This is a genomic window from Salipiger sp. ABF4_146 (assembly GCF_056161345.1).
In genome coordinates this window covers 26,249-42,980 of record NZ_JBSWYX010000031.1, presented here as the reverse complement: position 1 = coordinate 42,980, position 16,732 = coordinate 26,249, and the positions used below count along the sequence as shown (strand labels likewise).

15 protein-coding genes are annotated in these 16,732 nt (G+C 57.3%); 10 read left to right on the top strand and 5 right to left on the bottom strand.

The annotated features are described in order from the left end of the window. Nucleotides 1-399 precede the first annotated feature (399 nt). From ACXAJT_RS25535 to ACXAJT_RS25510, 6 genes are all read left to right on the top strand, one after another. A complete protein-coding gene (locus ACXAJT_RS25535) occupies nucleotides 400-768 on the top strand; it encodes a response regulator (protein ID WP_475241214.1) in 369 nt (122 codons plus the stop codon). A 520-nt stretch (nucleotides 769-1,288) separates the two neighbouring features. Continuing rightward, complete coding sequence (locus tag ACXAJT_RS25530; RefSeq protein ID WP_475241212.1) at nucleotides 1,289-2,164, top strand: STAS domain-containing protein; 876 nt, start codon at nucleotides 1,289-1,291, stop codon at nucleotides 2,162-2,164. Nucleotide 2,165: 1 nt separating this feature from the next. Then, nucleotides 2,166-2,519, top strand: a complete 354-nt coding sequence (locus ACXAJT_RS25525; RefSeq protein WP_066110692.1) for an STAS domain-containing protein — start codon at nucleotides 2,166-2,168, stop codon at nucleotides 2,517-2,519. Beyond that, nucleotides 2,512-2,931, top strand: a complete 420-nt coding sequence (locus ACXAJT_RS25520) for an ATP-binding protein (protein WP_475241208.1) — start codon at nucleotides 2,512-2,514, stop codon at nucleotides 2,929-2,931. The genes ACXAJT_RS25525 and ACXAJT_RS25520 overlap by 8 nt, the downstream gene beginning before the upstream one ends. Further along, nucleotides 2,928-3,938 (top strand): ATP-binding SpoIIE family protein phosphatase, encoded by a 1,011-nt coding sequence (locus ACXAJT_RS25515; protein WP_475241206.1) that lies wholly within the window; start codon nucleotides 2,928-2,930, stop codon nucleotides 3,936-3,938. The genes ACXAJT_RS25520 and ACXAJT_RS25515 overlap by 4 nt, the downstream gene beginning before the upstream one ends. Then, a complete protein-coding gene (locus ACXAJT_RS25510) occupies nucleotides 3,935-5,071 on the top strand; it encodes an ATP-binding protein (RefSeq protein ID WP_475241204.1) in 1,137 nt (378 codons plus the stop codon). The genes ACXAJT_RS25515 and ACXAJT_RS25510 overlap by 4 nt, the downstream gene beginning before the upstream one ends. A 465-nt stretch (nucleotides 5,072-5,536) precedes the next feature. Here the strand turns inward: ACXAJT_RS25510 and ACXAJT_RS25505 are convergent, their stop codons facing one another. Then, complete coding sequence (locus ACXAJT_RS25505; protein ID WP_475241202.1) at nucleotides 5,537-6,184, bottom strand: class I SAM-dependent DNA methyltransferase; 648 nt, start codon at nucleotides 6,182-6,184, stop codon at nucleotides 5,537-5,539. 746 nt (nucleotides 6,185-6,930) lie between these two features. Continuing rightward, nucleotides 6,931-7,725, bottom strand: coding sequence for a hypothetical protein (locus tag ACXAJT_RS25500; protein WP_475241199.1), 795 nt, complete (start codon nucleotides 7,723-7,725; stop codon nucleotides 6,931-6,933). 2,034 nt (nucleotides 7,726-9,759) lie between these two features. Here ACXAJT_RS25500 and ACXAJT_RS25495 point away from each other — a divergent pair. Further along, complete coding sequence (locus ACXAJT_RS25495) at nucleotides 9,760-10,683, top strand: Fic family protein (protein WP_475241197.1); 924 nt, start codon at nucleotides 9,760-9,762, stop codon at nucleotides 10,681-10,683. Nucleotides 10,684-10,811: 128 nt separating this feature from the next. Continuing rightward, nucleotides 10,812-11,279, top strand: coding sequence for a hypothetical protein (locus ACXAJT_RS25490; protein ID WP_475241193.1), 468 nt, complete (start codon nucleotides 10,812-10,814; stop codon nucleotides 11,277-11,279). A gap of 5 nt (nucleotides 11,280-11,284) precedes the next feature. Here ACXAJT_RS25490 and ACXAJT_RS25485 read toward each other — a convergent pair whose 3' ends face one another. Further along, nucleotides 11,285-12,682, bottom strand: coding sequence for a sensor histidine kinase (locus ACXAJT_RS25485; RefSeq protein WP_475241191.1), 1,398 nt, complete (start codon nucleotides 12,680-12,682; stop codon nucleotides 11,285-11,287). Between the two features lie 793 nt (nucleotides 12,683-13,475). Between ACXAJT_RS25485 and ACXAJT_RS25480 the strand changes: the two genes are divergently transcribed. Continuing rightward, nucleotides 13,476-14,225, top strand: coding sequence for a hypothetical protein (locus tag ACXAJT_RS25480; RefSeq protein ID WP_475241189.1), 750 nt, complete (start codon nucleotides 13,476-13,478; stop codon nucleotides 14,223-14,225). Nucleotides 14,226-14,230: 5 nt separating this feature from the next. Here ACXAJT_RS25480 and ACXAJT_RS25475 read toward each other — a convergent pair whose 3' ends face one another. Further along, a complete protein-coding gene (locus ACXAJT_RS25475; protein ID WP_475241185.1) occupies nucleotides 14,231-14,578 on the bottom strand; it encodes a hypothetical protein in 348 nt (115 codons plus the stop codon). An 8-nt stretch (nucleotides 14,579-14,586) separates the two neighbouring features. Beyond that, nucleotides 14,587-14,940 (bottom strand): hypothetical protein, encoded by a 354-nt coding sequence (locus ACXAJT_RS25470; RefSeq protein WP_475241183.1) that lies wholly within the window; start codon nucleotides 14,938-14,940, stop codon nucleotides 14,587-14,589. Between the two features lie 325 nt (nucleotides 14,941-15,265). Here ACXAJT_RS25470 and ACXAJT_RS25465 point away from each other — a divergent pair, with 325 nt between their 5' ends. After that, nucleotides 15,266-16,510: an AAA family ATPase gene (locus ACXAJT_RS25465; RefSeq protein ID WP_475241179.1), complete on the top strand. Its 1,245-nt coding sequence runs from the start codon at nucleotides 15,266-15,268 to the stop codon at nucleotides 16,508-16,510. Nucleotides 16,511-16,732 lie beyond the last annotated feature (222 nt).

Genomic DNA, 16,732 nt, shown 5'->3' with positions numbered 1-16,732 from the left:
TCGCTCAGCCAAAAAAGATCAGACATGTTCACCGCTCGTTTTCGAACGGTGAATCACGCTCGTCCAACCAAATCAATGGGTCCTGACCCTAGGAGGGGAGGCAGGCTAGTTCTGATTGGAATGCGATGTCCGGTCCAGCCCAGAGGTCTCTTGGCGGGCTGTCGAACTGCCGGTGTTCCGTGTGCCGAGGGGCATCGCATTCGCCGTCAGGTTCGTGGATCAGACTTCCGGGAAAGTCGCTTCGCGTTCGCTTCGGTGGCCCGCCCTATGGGCGCAGAGCTGATGGCGGTCTACAACTCTCTGAAAATTTAGGCCTGCGATCAACATAATTGGGAACCAAACGCAGGGCTGTCGGCTTATGAGACACAATATGTCGAGCATTGAGAGAGAGCGCCCGCAATGACCAAAGTTCTGATTTGTGAAGATGAGGCGCTCGTGGCCCTCGACCTCCAGATGACCATTGAGGATGCCGGATTCGACGTCGTCGGGTCTTACCCCTCGGTCTCTAAAGCCATGTCGGCGTTGGCTTTAATGAAGCCCGACCTTGCGGTGCTCGATGTGCGCTTAGCAGACGGTGAGGTCTTTCCGGTCGCAGATCAGCTCAAACAAATGGGCGTCGGCATCGTCTTTCACTCGGGCCACCTCGTGAAGGGCGACATAACGAACACGTTCCCCGGCGCTGAGTGCTGCATGAAGCCAGTGGCGCCGGGGACATTGGTTGCAGCTCTCAAGCGGCTGCAAACCCTCGATCCGGCTCTCCCAGGCTAAACCTGAAAATCGTCAGAAGCAGCATCGTGGGCCCCGGGTATGCGCTCATAGGTCGAGAGGCGCTTGTAATGCGATGATCGCTATTGCGATTGCAAACCTACAGCCAGCACTAACCAGAAATGGCGTCGGGAAGGCCGGGGGCCCGGGTGCAGTTTTGTGCAGGTCCTTGACTGAGGTTTTGTCTTTTCGCTTTCCCCATTGCGTATGACCTCCTCCGGTCGTACCTGGGTCCTACATTGGCAACGTGAAGCGCCATTTGGTTCCACGCTTGCGCAGCTTATCACAGAATGTGGCCTCGAAGGGACACGAAGAACGAAGTTGATGGGCCGTGGCGCACGCAGCAGACGCCTTTCGTCATGCGAACACTCAGAAAATTAAGCTCTCGAGATTTCCGGCCTTTAAGATGCATGTCTAATCCTCAGATTTTGCGAGACTTTCAACTCATACTGCGCGGTATTGACGTTGACTCCCTGACCCTAAACTGGCTTATCTGCGTAATCATTCAGCGCTGGGGGCTACGATGCCGCAATCTGCGACGGCGAACATACTGACCATCCTCGACAAAGACTTCTCGGGGATCGTAGAGGAGTGGCTTGGAACACAGGTCAAAGAAGGGGTAAAGCGGTCTGACCTCTTCTCAGACGCGGAAAGCCGGACGCAGAACCTAGAGCTCCTTAAGGCGTTTTCGAAAGGCGTCCGGGCTGGCGTTGCGAACGAAGAGTTCAGTCTCGATGACGATGAGTGGGCCGATCTACGTGCAGTGCTGGCGGACGTGAGCAAGGAGCGCGTAAGCCGCGGTGTGACCCCGACTGAGATGGCCACTTTCGTGTTGGCTCTCAAGGCTCCACTCTTCAAGCGCTTGGAAGCCATGCCGGACGTCGAGCAATCGATCCTTATCCGTGATGTCCTTCTTGTGACCCGGCTGGTCGATGCGTTCGCGATCTACACGAATGAAATCTTCATCGCCGAGCGCGATCAGATCATTGAGCGTCAGCGTCGGGAGATGCTTGAGCTCTCAACCCCGGTGGTTGAGCTCTGGGACCGTGTCCTCACGCTGCCTCTGATTGGCACGCTGGACTCCGCCCGTGCTCAGGAGGTCATGGAGAACCTTCTGCAAACCATTCTCGAACGTCAGGCCGAAGTGGTGATCATGGATATCACTGGGGTCGGAACAGTCGATACCCAAGTTGCTCAGCATCTCCTACGTGCGGCCGCTGCCGTGCGACTGATGGGAGCGGAGTGTATCATCAGTGGCATCAGCCCGATGATTGCTCAGACCATGGTTCAGCTCGGCATTGATGTTGGTACCGTGTCCACCCGATCGAGCATCCGAACCGCCCTGTCCGATGCCCTTCTGAAGGTCGGATACGTCATCAAGACCACAGAGGCTTCCTGACGTGTCGGGTGTCACATCGATAAACCTGGTCGAGAACGCCCTTCTCGTGTCGATCCAGGACGATGTCACGGACACTGAAATCGTGGATCTCCAAGAAACACTCTCGAACCGTATTGCGAAGGATGACGTGAAGGGCGTCATCCTAGACATCAGTGCCCTCGAGATCGTCGATACCTTCGTTGGTCGCGTGATCGCGCAGCTTGCCGGTATCTCCAGGCTTCTGGCAGCGGAGACCTACGTGGTAGGCATGCGACCGGCGGTGGCGGTTACGCTCGTGGAACTCGGCATGTACTTGCCTGAAGTCCGAACAGCGCTCAGCCTCACTCATGCTCTGTCTCAACTAAGACGTGACTGATCTGCAGGGGAAGCCGAACGGTCCCCTGCTGGCGTCGATCAATCTTGCGGTCAGTAGGGACGTTGTTGCAGCGCGCCAAGCAGTGGCTCGCTTTATGAAAGATCGTGGTGCATCCACTTTACGCGTCACGCGCTTTGCGACGGCGGTCAGTGAGATCGCGCGAAACGCGATTGTGCACGGTGGCGGGGGCGAGATTTCGATTTATCTCGACAAGCGCAACGAATATCTGGTTATCGAGTGCCGGGACAAGGGTCGTGGTATCGAAGACATCTCACTGGCGATGTCCGATGGTTACACTTCCCGCGGTGGACTTGGTCGCGGATTGGGTGGGGCCAAACGTCTATCGCATGGCTTCGATATCCGGTCCACGCCCGGGGAAGGTACCATCGTTTCGATGAGCGTGAAGTTATGAACCAATGGGTTGAGATCGACGAGCGAAGTGCCGTTGCTGTCGTGAGGCGACTGGCGCGAAGACATGGCCAGGAGATTGGGTTGTCGGAAGTCCGCATCGACGAGCTGGCCATCGTCGCGACCGAAGCCACAACGAATATCCTTCGCTATGCGGATCGCGGCCGCGCTCTGATCGATGTCGTCCAGCGAGGGGGCCAGAAAAGCGTTGCGCTGGTGTTCACCGACAAAGGGCCTGGCATCTCCGACGCGGACCGGATGTTCCAGGATGGCGAGAGCAGCACCGACTCTGCGGGCCTCGGACTAGGTGCCATCAGAAGGCTCTCCGATACGTTCGACATCTTCAGCTCGTCTGACTGCGGGACAACGATCGTTTGCACGTTTTCTGCAGCAGCTGGGCCCACCGCGCCGGGGATCGAGTTGGCAGGACTGCGCGTTTGCCATCCCTTGGAGCAGCAGTGCGGTGACGACTTTCTGATCAGAGAGACCAAAGGCGCGACAGACATCCTGATGTGCGATGGTTTGGGGCATGGTCCGGACGCGGCCTCGGCCTCAGAAGAAGTTTTCGAAGCTGCTTGGGCAGCCGGAGGCCTCTCGGCGGAGCCTGGCCAGACAATGCGGCAAATCACTGAGAAGCTGGTTGGAAGGCGCGGGGCAGTAGCGGCCATCGTCCACGTCGCCCAACCGCAAATGGTGATGAGCTACGCGGGCCTTGGCAACATCTCAACGATCCGTATCGGTGAAACGGGCGTGCAACGCATGGCCGTTCGGGATGGGCGCATCGGAGCCGGGCCTACGCGTGGCTACGAAGAGACTTTGGAACTGATGGCGAACGATCTCGTCATTTTGCACAGCGACGGTCTGAAGACTTTGAGAGATACGCATTTTCCACCAGGCCTTCTCAGAAAGAGCCCACTGCTGATTGCCGGCTTTCTCCTCGATCGGGCGTTTCGGGGGCGAGACGATGCCAGCATCATAGTCTTGAGGGTTACGCAGGAGCCTGAGCGTTGAAATCTGCTAAGCTAACGACAGTCGTGCTCGAAAAGTCGGAGGACATCTCGCGCCTCCGGGAAGTCTCCCGGGTACTCTCGGGTGTGCTGAATTTCAGAGACTTCGAGCGCACCAGGGCCGTCACTGCAGTTGTCGAACTTGGCCGCAACGCGATTGAGCACGGCCACAAAGGGAAAGCGACCTTCTCAATCGTTGAATTCAGAGGGCGGCCAGCTTTGGGAGTAACGGTCTCGGACCAAGGCACCGGCATTCCTGATCAGTACCTAGACCCCGAGGGGACTTCCTCTTCGTCGGCAGGCATGGGGCTCGGTCTGCGAGGGGTGCAAAGGATCGCATCGCGGTTCGACGTGAAGACTGGCAGTGAAGGGACGCGTATCGATGCCGCGTTCCAATCTGCAGACTGTAAGGTCGATTGCTCAAACCTCGTCGATAAGGCAGCGGCAGCCTTGGCGGAGTTGAAATCCAAAGACCCTACAGCAGAGCTTGCTGAGAAGAACCGGGAGTTGACGGAAAGCCTGGCGGATCACGAGCTCCTCATGCAAGAGCTGCATCACCGCACCGGAAATAACCTCGCTCTCATCGTTGCGTTGGTACGCATGAGCAAGTCTCAGGCCGAAGCAGACGAGACCAAGCAGGTATTGGGTGAGTTGGAGATCAGAGTTGGCTCTCTGGCAAAGGCGCACGAGTTGATGCAGAGGGCTGCCGCGTCCGGTGAGATCGACCTTAATGAAATGTTGAGTGAGGTTGCCAGGAATGCCGAGCGCGCCTTCAGCGGCGATAGCCTCCGTGTCGACATCAAAGTGAACTGCGGGCCTCTGCGGATGGAAAGCAAACTTGCGATCGATATCGGCCTGATCGTTGGTGAACTCGTCACGAATGCCTACAAATATGCGTTCGTCGGAAGAGACACAGGTACGATCACTTGCACTGTTTCCGGCGATTTCGAGACTGGCCTTATGATGACGGTCTCTGACAATGGGGTAGGCCTTGCAGACGGTGCCGAGCGACCGGAGCGTTCGAACTCATTGGGATGGCGCATGATCCGAACGCTAACGTTCCAGCATGATGCGACCCTGACTGTAGACGGGAGCGATGGTCTGTCCATCAATGTTAAGTTCCCTCCCAAGCTCTAATCCTGAAAAGTTCGATGAGCGGTAACCGGCCGGTAAGGCGTGCAATTACACACAACTGTCCGGCGGCGGTGTGGCGAGACGGGCGCTTACGATGAGCGATGAAGCCTTGTCAGCGTAAGGTCTCAATCTCTGAATTGGACGGTGGCGAGTTCCGTTTGTCGTTAACTACTCGCTGAAATCCACATTCACACGCAGCTCAGGAAGATTGCGAGGACTCCATCTCCGAGCCCGGCTATAACCGGCTTCTGACCATCCCCACCTCAGGGCCCTAAATCTCCAATGAGAGCTCACGCACCCTAAAAATACGTCCATAAAAAATGGTCGTTTCGTTACCCAGATCCTGAAAGTGGGTAACCAATGTACCATTTTTTCAGAGTCTTTATGCCTCAGGCATATTGTTTGACCTCACGCGGGCGTGAGGTTGTGTGATCTCATTCCCTGGCAGTTGGAGCTCTCGGAGGTCTTTCAGCGGACTTTGCAGAGCACATGATGGACCTTGATTTCATCCCTGAAATCTTCGTTGCCGGGTAAATAGCTCATGGGGTCTGTGAGCTTCTGAACTTCCCAGATGCCAGCGTCTTGTAGGCTCTCTAATGTCTGCGAAAAATTCAGCATCTCCCATCGATCGGTTCGCTGCGTGAAAATCAGGCTGCCACCCGTTCGAACACAGCGACAGATGTCTTGCAGGAGCTCGTCGGCATTCTCGATGTAAGTCAGTACGCCCACGCATGCGGCCGCATCCATAGCATCGTCGACAACGGGCAGCGGGAGGCTTTGGAGATCATGCTCAATGAAGCCATCATACTTTTTGCGATCCTTGGCCACCTCGATAGACTTGTTCGAGATGTCCAAGCCTAGGAGCCGGTAGTTTCCGAGACCCGTGAGTGCATCGCCGAACAGGCCGGTGCCGCATCCGACATCCAAAACTAGGGCGCTCTCATCAAGCTCCGGTGCCAGCAATTTGGCCGCGTCAGGAGGCGTGCGGTAGTTCCAGGAATTCAGAGTCTCGTCATAGGTCGAGGCCCACTTGTCGTAGTAGGCGGAAATCTTCCTTGGGTCCGTGCTCCCAGTCCTGAGGTCGAAGTCTTGCTCATCGCTTCCGTCGATAGGCATGTTCAGAGCTCCTTCTTCTTGCTTCCCTTACCCTGACTGGGAGGCGTTGCAGGCTCTCTGAAAAGGCTACTGTGAAATCTGTCGCTACGTCGAGTGCGGATGATTGCTCACCCGCAGGAGATCGTCTTGCGTGACCAACGGGCATCCACCAATCTTCTTAGAAAGACCACAAGCGAGGTAACCGATGCCAGCTTTCAGGATTGTGCTCACCCTTGGGGCGCTCGTTGGATTGAGTGCGTGTGGCGGCGGGCCCCAAATTCAGCCGCTCTCAGATGGCCCTCCATTCGTTGAAGGGCGCTATGACGCAAGTCGCGCTGCAGTTAGCTCCTGCCGTGAGAAGCTGTCGGCGGAGACATCGGGGAAGCTGAAGGTTGTAGGATCAGAAAGCTCAGGGAGTTCGAGTACGGTATACATGCGCATCGGACCTGCCGGCGCCCCCTGGAGATGTGTCGTCGAATCCGATGGCCGCAACCCGATCGTCGGCTTCCTGGGGTATGGGGGTATGGCGTAGGCCGTACATGAGAGAGAAATAGCCCCCGCCATGGCGGTCACCATGACGGGGGCAGATTGATAATCAGAAAATGCTATCTCAAAATTTTCAAACACCCACGGTACCAGACGAAATTCTGGTGGCAGCCCGCGGGTCAGGGCGCACACAAACAATTACCACTCACAGACACCCTTCAGGAATCACATACCATCGGCACCGCAAAGGGAACGCAAAAGCGGCCTCATTATGGTCATAGTCAGCTCGGGAATTCAGAGTTCGTGTTCCCGTGGATCACCCCTGCCAGTTTCAGGTTTTCCATACGCGCCTCGTAGAAGTCTGCAGACTGCTGCACGGTGGCGACCTCTTCAGAAATCGGCCGAGCGTGCGGTCCAATGTCATCAAGAGACCAAGCCGACTGGGACCTGCCATAGGACTCCCGAGCAGTTCTGGTCACCACATGCCCCGAGAGAGCTGAGACCTCCGCCGGCTCGAGGACCGACTTCATATTGGCCACGAACTGGTGCCTGCAGCTGTAGAGTGAGAAGTGCTTCTTGCGCCGCGGGAAGATGTCTTCGCCGATCGTGTAGAGCAGCTGGCCCACTTGGGACTTCACGTTGTCGAAGCGACCTTCCTCATGCCACTCGAGGCCGCGGCTCGACATACGGGCGACTGCGTTCATGATCGGCGTTGGGAGCTCAGACAGATCCAGAGTTCGGACGATGCCGTTGCCTCGCGCGTTGGTCGCCTTGGCATTCAGAACATAGAGCCAGCAGTAGCGGCGTTTAGTCTTCGGGTCCTGGTAGCTCTGAAACGCGGTGGCCCTCCACTCAACGGGGCGAAGACCCGTGTGAACTGTAGCCTCCAGCCAATCTCGCAGGATCGGCGCCATCTTCGAGCGCGATTTATACTGCAGGTACGCGAAGACCATGTCCATTTCCGCCTTGGGAAACTTCTTCTCCTTCATTGCCGATGTCCTCTTGGCCAGACGGTCTTGTTTCCCACTGCGCTTACCGGAGGCCTCGTCCCCTTCGACGATGTCGTTGTCGAGCATGTCGAGAGCTACATCGATGTCTGGGCCCGGCTTCCCCATGAGCGTGTGATACGCGGCCTGTCGGTAGACGCGCCATGTCGACGACTTCAGGTCAGGCTTGTTGGAGATCAGCCACGCAACGAACTCGGTCGCCGAGAAGTCATCGTAGTCCTGCGGAAGCCCTTGCTGTCGCTTGCGCGATTGATGAGCATCCGGCCGCGGTCAAGGTACTGCGAGGAGGTTGCCTTGGACACGGTTGTGTTCTCCCGCGCCTGGGCGCTGGGCGACCGCATGGAAGGCGTGGCGCCGTCGGACTGGTCGAGGTCCTTGTTGGCTTCTTCCAGCTTCTTCTTTGATGCTTTCACCCTTTTCAAGATTTCGGGATCGGGCCCGGGGGGTTTGGAGGGATCGACAGGTGCCTTGGGGTTGGATGTCTTTCCGCTGCTGCTGCCGGGGAACTTCAGGCTCGAGAGGACGGGCCTCGGCCGCTCGGGAGTGGGAGTGCTCGACACCTGCTTTGCGGAGGACGTCGACTTGCTTTTATCGGAGGGGGCCGATCGCTGCCCAGCGCGTTGGGTGTCAACATTGGGGCTGTCGGAGACCGCTGCCTTGGCAGGGGAGGGTGCCGATGTGTCAACATTGGAGGAGCCTGAGCCGCGGCCTGCGGGGCGGGCTTGTTTGGTGTCAACATTGGAAGATGTTGGGGGCCTGGCGTCAGCTGGGCTGGGGGTGTCAACATTGGAGGAGGCCGGGGCCTTCCGGGTTGGCCGGAGGGTGAGCGCGCCAAGCTTGGGCTTGGGGCCGTGCCGGGACGGCGGGGCGGTGTCCTTGGCGCCGGGGGCGTTGGTGCCGGTGCCGGAGGCGATGGGGGCCTGCTGGACCTTGGGGCGGGTGCCGTCAGGTGCGGGGCCTTTGGCTGGGGCGTCCTTTGGGCGGGCCGTTTGGAACCCTTTTGGGTCTTGTGGGTCAGACATCGTCTGGTCTCCTTTCGATGTGAAATCGTTTTGTCCTTTGGAATGACTTCTGTCATGGAAAGGGACGTGCGATGAGCAGCATCCCTTTGGGGAGGTGATGGATAGCTGAGCTTATCCAGTGGGCCTCTAAAATTCTATTTTGGTAGGTCTCTCCCCATTACTCGCTAACTAAGTACCGCGGATGATTAATTTCGTAACAAAGATGTTGAAGCCGCCATGATCTACCCGGTTGAGGTCACCTGCTTCAGGTCGATCTCAACATCTTTGTTACGAAGTCCTCGAAAAGTCTTACGCGAAATCGAAGAAGTCATATAAACAAGGGGCTTCTGTAGCGAGAGCCGGGCAGGCTTTTCAGAGGGGCATTGCGGACCATCGGATGCCATTTGGCTCTCCGCCTTTGCCGCGGGAGAACCTTCGACCCCGTCAATCGTCCAGTGACTTTTGACCTCTGATCGCATCTGGTAACAGCCGTCTGCGACTGCGAGGGGCGGAGCACTCTGCTTCCCCCGGTTGATGGCTTTTCTCTAGTGCGATCCAGAGTCACTAACCTGAAATGGTGCAGCCCAATGCTTGCAGGTACTTTCGCTTGCTCAAAACTCTGAAAATGTCGCTGGAAGCCTCACTCTTCTATTTCTCTGAAAATTAGTCGTAAGAAAAATGATGAGCTAGGTATCGCAAGACACAAGTGAGGTATCGGGGATGCCAAGATAAGTATCGCAAAAAGGCAACCTGCTTCGACCTTAGCCGACTTGCGGGCAAAGTATGTTGACCTCAGTGCACATTGAGCTGACTTGCGTGCAGGTCAGGATGGGCTGGTCCACATTTTCCTGAAGTCAAAACAGGTTTTCATTGGGATTGGGGGTCGGTCTTCAAGCGGATGGGCGAGGACCTATGCCCTGGTGACCGCTCGGCTGTATAAGGCACCGCGCAGGCCCTCTTCCCGGATGCCGCCGATCCCACAAACGCGTCGTTGAAGGCGCAGATGACCTGGTCTAGCTTCTCGGTAATGTGGCTGGCCTTAGCGCCCCAGAAACGAGTTGCTCCATGTTCAAGGGGCGCGAACGAGGCAGGGAGAGACGTGATGGAGACGCCAGGCCGAATGGAGCCTTGTGGCCTCGAGGAAGAGATTCCCGAGCGCCTCGAGCTTGCCGTGAACCTGGCGCTGAACTTGCAGAAGGATGTCCGCCCAGCGCCAAGCAGCGCTGAGTTCGAGCATGAGCGCCGCGAAGTCCGGCTGATGAATGCGCACTTCTCGTTGAAGCTTGAGGGCATCGACGTTCCCATCTTTCTGATCACTCGGGCACTGAGCGGAGAGAGCCTTCAGGGGCGGGAGGCCGACCTTGCTCAAGCGGCGATCACGCACATCGAGGTCGAAGCCTGGATTGATGATTTGCATGATCGCGGGCAACTCCCTTCACCGACGGACGCCGACTTCCTGCGTGAGGTCCATCGGAAGCTCTACTACGGCATGCCGGCTTCGATGCGCGAGCTCGACGACCAGGATGTGATCCCCGGGGAATACCGCCTGTTTCATGTGAGCGTAGGCCGCCATGTGCCGCCGTCTCCGCATCGAGTGCCAGACTTCATGGCTCATTTCCAGAAGCGGTACCGCGGCCTGACCTCCGGCGCCCTCGGCAAAGTCCTGGCGATCCCGGCTGCCCATCACCGGTTCAGCTACATCCACCCATTTCAGGACGGCAACGGCCGTGTGGCACGTTTGATGACGCATGCCATGATGCTGCGTGCCGGCCTATGCGATCGCAGCCCGTGGTCCATCAGCTACGCCTTGTGCGAGGGCCAAAATCAGGATCGGCGGTACCATGAAGAGATGGCGCTTGCCGACACACCACGGCAGGGGGACAGGGACGGCCGTGGTAACCTGTCATTGTGCTATCTCGAGCACTTCACCGAGTGGTTTCTGGAGCAGATGCTCTGCGAAATCAGCGACACGATTGGCACCGGCCACGCCTCTCCCGAGAACCTCATCGAAGCTGCCGCAGAGTAAGATGTCTTACAATGTCGTTCTCACGACACGCTCACCGTCGGTTGAGGAAACGGGAGCTTAATCGCTTTGACCGCGTTCTTTTTGTGAGTTAGCTAAGCCGAAACAATGAAACGCTGCTGAGGGTCCACGTGCAAAAATGGGCGATTTTCACTGCTGCTGTGGCTATGGCGGCACCAGTCCCCGTGTTCGCGGAAAACTTAGGTGAAGAGTATCTGGCCTCTACGAAGCTGGGCCGAGATTTGACGACTCGCGGCAAGTCGTTCGTCTCTATGGTAACGATTAACGAGTGCAAGCTGTCCTATGTTCTGCAGGCTATGGGGACTTGCGAGGCCTCCGGCGATCTGAAGAGCGAAAGCGCGGATATCAACCTGCGTTCGGTCGGTAAGCTCTCCGCACAGGTTGACGACGAAAGGACCGAATTCATTCTCTCAGGGCGCCCAGATATCTCCAGCCTCTCGTCGGAGACAATCTTTCTCTGCGGAGGTGACATGCATCGGAGGTCGTCTCTCAGCGAAGCGACCTTCACGATCCCGGAACTCGTCGGGCAAGCAGTGTTCGATGAACTGGATAGCTACATTAAGACCTACTGCGAGTAGGCGAGCTACCCGAGGGAGTTCTCTCTTGTCGGGTCGGCGTTGAAGGTCAAGGTCCAGCTGAAGCCCTCTGGATCGTAGTTCGTGGCAGCTTTGCCGTCGATAAGGCTGGGCACCATCGTCTCAATGAGCTTGGTACCGAACCCTTTCTCTTTAGGCGGGTTAACCGGAGGGCCGAGGCGCTCCTTCCAGTTCAGCGTAACGCTGCCCTCTGGGCTCTGGCTCCATGAGACTTCCAGTGTTCCTTCCTCTGTAGATAGCGCACCGTATTTCATCGCGTTGGTGGCGAGCTCGTGCAGCCCCAGCCCAAGGGTTTGTGCTTTTGTCGCCGTGATCGAGATCTTGTCGGAGCCTGTGAGGCTGACACGAGCTTCAGCTGCCTCAATGACCGGGCGAAGCTGCGAGTGCATGAGCTCTTCCATGTCGACGGCGCCAGTAGTTCCGGTCAGCAACAAGTCCTGGGCGGCAGCCATGGCAGATAGCCGATCCTGAAAATGCTTCAAGAAGTCGTCGGGGTGGTTACGCGCGGTCTGGCGCGCAATCGCGCTGATGAGGGAGAGCAAGTTCTTCGAGCGGTGATTGAGTTCCCGCAGAAGCGTGTCTATCTGCTGATTGGCCCGCTTATGCTCGGTCACATCCTGGGCGATCGCCGCTACCCCTATGATGCCGTCAGCGGACGTCACTGGAAAGAACTGCTCTCGCCAATGGCGTGTCACGCCCGGGTACGCTGGGGTCGTCCCGCTGACTTCAATGTCTAATTTGGGCTCGCCGGTCTCTAAAACATGGGTCCAAATCTCGCGGATGCCTTCGTGATTATTGACGTCAGGTAGCAGCTCTTGGGCGGTGCGCCCGATATGGTCTTCGGCGGGTAGCCCGTTCATCTCGGCGAGCTTTCGGTTGATGTGCACGAACCGGAAGTCTCGATCCCAAACGCCTAAGCCAACGGGCGCCCCATCGAAGACCGCCTTGAGAACAGCGTCAGATCTCGTGATCCGGCTCTCTAGGTCTCGGAACGCATCTTTCTCAGCCGGGTGGGAACCTCCAAGCCGACGGGCGAAGGTTGTGTCGGTCTCGATACCCTTTACGGCGACCGGCTTGCCTGTTGTGTCTCGCAGGACCACGCCGCGATCAAGCACAGTGCGTTCTTGCCCATCTGGAAGAAGGATCCTGAATTCCGACTGGTAGTCACGGTCGGACGCGAGAACTCTCTCGAGCTCTTCCCGAATGCGGGGGCGGTCTTCGGGATGAATGAGCTTCACGTACGCGCCAACATTTTCAGGTGCAGACGTTCGACCATAAAGCGCGAGAAGCCCGGAGCTCCACTCGAGCGTGTCGTCGTCGATCCACCACGTGTAGCTACCAACACCGGCTATACCGGCCCACTGTGCGTCGCTTGCGGTCTCCAAAAGGTAGTCCCCTGACTTTTCTGTTGCGGTGCCTCCATGCCTCTGGAAGTAAGGCAAACGTGGAGAAAATGCCAAGTGTCGGATGCGTCAGGTGAAGTTGACGTCCTAAAGCTGCCTTCACATGGGTATGGTACCTTCGATCATAATGAAGGCAAATACAAGGCATTGGCAGACATGGTATTTTTCAGAGCGCAGAGATCGGGTGAGGGTCAGCGAAAAGTGTTTCGAAGGCAAGTATTGCCGGGCGGCAGAGTGCTGATCTCACTGAGAAATGATGTGTACGAACGCGCCAAGCGAAGCGCCCGAGCATGCGCCATCAGAAGTCGGAAAGAACGTAGACCCTGGTAAGAATGCCATTCCGTGAAGCGCGCCCATTTCGAGTGATGTGAGCGCGCTTCGAGGGAGAGCTGCTGCCGCGTGAGTTGCAGCCATCTGGGGATGCAGCATCACCCTGCATTCAACAGTACCACATCTTGCGGCGGGCGGGTTTCAATCTGCCGTGAAGCATCAGTACGAGTGGGTTCGAGGGAGAGAGCGCCTCAAGAAACTGAGGGGCCCTCTCCAGAGCAGTTCCGTGAGTGGCGGTCAAACATGCTCTTGAACGCGAGTTAGCGTCAACCTTGTGGAGGTCAAGGTTGTGGGGGCATTCTCGAAGCCGGCTGCAGCAGACACGTATAGCGGTCCCGAAGACGAGCTATTTGTGAGCCCATTTTGTCGCAATCATGAAGGCTGGCTCTACCTGCTTGTTTTAGCCGCTTCTAGCTATATTCATAGGTGAAAGGAAGGTGAGGATATGACGCGCAGGCTCGTGAACTTAGGGCATGGCTTCTGGAATGTCCGTTGCACGATGAAGATCGGCCGCATTCTCAACGTTGGTACCCACGTATCGATCGTGCGCCGGAAGTCTGGTCGTTTCGTAATCCTCGATAGCTACACCCTGAATGGCGAGATCAGAGATCAGGTCATGGGTCTCACCGACGATGGTCGCCTGGTCGATGCCGTTCTAAACCTGCACCCGTTCCACACGCTGCACTGTGAGGCCATGGCTAGAGACTTCCCGTCGGCGAAGTTCTACGGCTCCGAACGTCATCACCGCGTGTGCCCGGACGTCCCATGGGAGGAAGCGGCTGTTGAAAGCCCCGAGGTCGCACATGAGTTCGGCGAAGATCTGCAGTTCTCTCTGCCGCGGGGGATCGACTACATCTCACCTGACGAGAGCGTTCACGCGGGCTCGTTGTTGGCTTACCACCCTGAGAGCGGCGCCTTGCATGTCGACGACACCTTCAACGTTCTTCCCGTGCCGCCAATTTTCAGAAGCAAGCATCCTCGGCTTCTTTTGCACCCGACTCTGAAAAAGGCTCTGAAATCGCACGATGGCGCGCTGGATGAATTCTGCTCCTGGCTCGAGGGTCTCGGGCGAGGCTGGGAAGGAGTTAGAGCCCTTTGTGCAGCTCACAACGGTGTCCAGCGGTTCAGCAAGGGAGAGTTTACCCAGGCAACCCAAAGGGCGTCTCACAGAATTAACGAGAAGCTGGCTGGGTAAGGGCCCTACATGGCGGGCGCCCGGGGCATCTCCGGCCCAAACACAGGCTTGTTCGAAGTCTCGATTAGGAAAACCGCCATGTGGCGCAGCGTGACTTCTACGGAGGGATCCTCGGGCGCCCAAGCTTCGAGGATTTCGTGGGCTTCTCTGAGGGTCTCAGTGACCTCATCCAGACGATACTCGGTGGGCTCGGCGTTTTCTTCGGCGATGTGGCGGTCTAGGCGGTGCGTCAGGAAATTCAGAGTTACGCCATGACCAGGGAGCGCCATGCGCAGGACATCGGAGTCCTTGAGCGCATGGCAGCAATCGATCATCGCTTCGAGGGTCTGTGCCGGGGTCTTTGCGTCGGACACTGGTATCCTCACATCTTCATTGCGGGGGCCGGCTCGATGAGGCCGTCGATGCGCGCGACCATGTCTGACTTTCGCTCAGCGCCGCGGTCGGTGTTCGGCTCCCAGTAGATTAGGCCATTGTCACGCGCATCACGAAGCAGATCAGTCGTCTTCTCGATGGCGTCCTCGACATCGTGGACGGCCGCTGCCATGAACCTGTCGATGCCTGCCAGCATGTCACGAAGGTTGTCGGCCCCGCGGGATGTGTTCGGCTCCCAGTAAATCAGCCCCTTCTCGCGAACCTCGCGCAGCATCTCGAAGAGCTCCCCCAAACGCTCAGTGTTCTCCTGCGCGATTTCATGTGCCGCAACGTCGTCATTCATGTCTGTGTTCCTTATTCTGACAAGAAGAAAGTGTGCGGCTGTTTGCAACTGGCGTCCTTAATTTTGGATTAATAGGCATTCTGTACAGTCGAAGGTGTCGAACAAAGGATACCGACTATGAGCTCACATACGCCCATTGATGTGATCACCCGCCCCGTAGATGCTCGAGCACTAGCGTCATTCTCGCTCGCAGCGTCCGGGTTTCTTGCTATCTGGTGTGCGACATGGGGCGCCTTGATCGCAAAAATGGCAGGCTGACGCTTGTCGATCTCGACTTCTTAAAAGGATAGCTGTAGGCTAGCCTGGATTTTTAGGATATCTAGAAATGAGACCTAGCTTCCAACACTTGCGCGCGCTGACCCCGTCAGCCGGCAATAACCATGCAATCGACTGGGATGGTATCGAGGCCATCCTTTCCAATGAGTTCGAGGCCATGCGCGCAACCGAGCAGTCTCCTCTTCACCACGCTGAAGGCGATGTCCTCACGCACACCAAGCTCGTCGTCGAAAGCCTGGTGGCAGATGAAGCCTGGCGGGGACTTCCTGAAAACCGCAGAGAGATGCTCTTCTGGACCGCGGTGCTTCACGACGTCGGCAAGCCGGCTACTACTGTTTATGACGAAGACGGTCGCATTTCCTCGAGAGGGCATTCGCGCGCAGGGGTGTACATCGCCCGCCGCTTCCTAATGCAGGCAGGGGTCCCATTCCGCTGGCGGGAAGAAGTCTGCGGACTGATCGAGCATCACCAGGCCCCATTCTGGCTGCTCGAGAGAGATGACCCGGAGAAAAAAGCGATCGAGATCTCGCTGACCTGCAATACTACAGATCTCTGCCTTCACGCCCGGCACGACATCCACGGGCGCATCTGCCAGGACGCCCAGCGCGTCCTCGATAACATCGATCTCGCCGAGATGCAGTTTTCAGAGTCCGCATGCCTCGGCGTGGCGCGGGATTTCCCCAATGACACGACCCGCATCGAGTATCTTGAGAAGGACGACCGCTACCTTGGATTTGAGGCGCATGAAGACTTCCGCTCGTTCGTAATCCTGATGTGCGGGCTTCCGGGGGCCGGCAAGGACACCTGGATCAGCAAATATGCGATGACGAAGAATGTGGTTTCACTCGATGACCTGCGTGTGGAGATGGGGGTCTCCCCCGATGCCAACCAAGGTGCCGTCGTCCAGGCGGCGAAAGAGCGGGCCCGGGAGCATCTGCGTGCCGGTGAAGACTTCGTGTGGAATGCGACGAACGTGACCCGCCAGAAGCGCGCGGAGTTGCTCTCTCTTTTCAGAGACTACGGCGCCCACACGTGTATCGTTTACCTCGAGCCTGACCTCGACACGATCTATGCCCAGAACCGCGGCCGAGACGCCCAAGTTCCGGCCCAAGCCTTTGGCCGGATGCTGGCCAAGCTGGAGCCGCCCCGGATCGAAGAAGCGCATTCCGTGATGTGGGACGTGAAGGGTGGCCCCTACTTCGGCGGAGCGCACTACCACATGTGTCCTTCTGTTGGCTACCCGGAATATGTTGCGTGGGACGGTCTCGACGCGCCCGAATCCCTGCATTTTTAAAGGTTTCGGCCTGATTCTATCGGCCACCTGACACTCTTTCACGTTGTCGTTTTGTGACCACAATCTGCCTGCACGATAAAGTTGTGCTTCGACATACTCTGAAACCAAAAAATATCTAACGCTGCTAGCGGGTTAATGCTGAGGAAACCTATCAAAGTGAGAATGTTGTCTTCCGAACCCGCGTTTTCTGCTAGCGTGATACCACTGAAGTCGCGGACACAA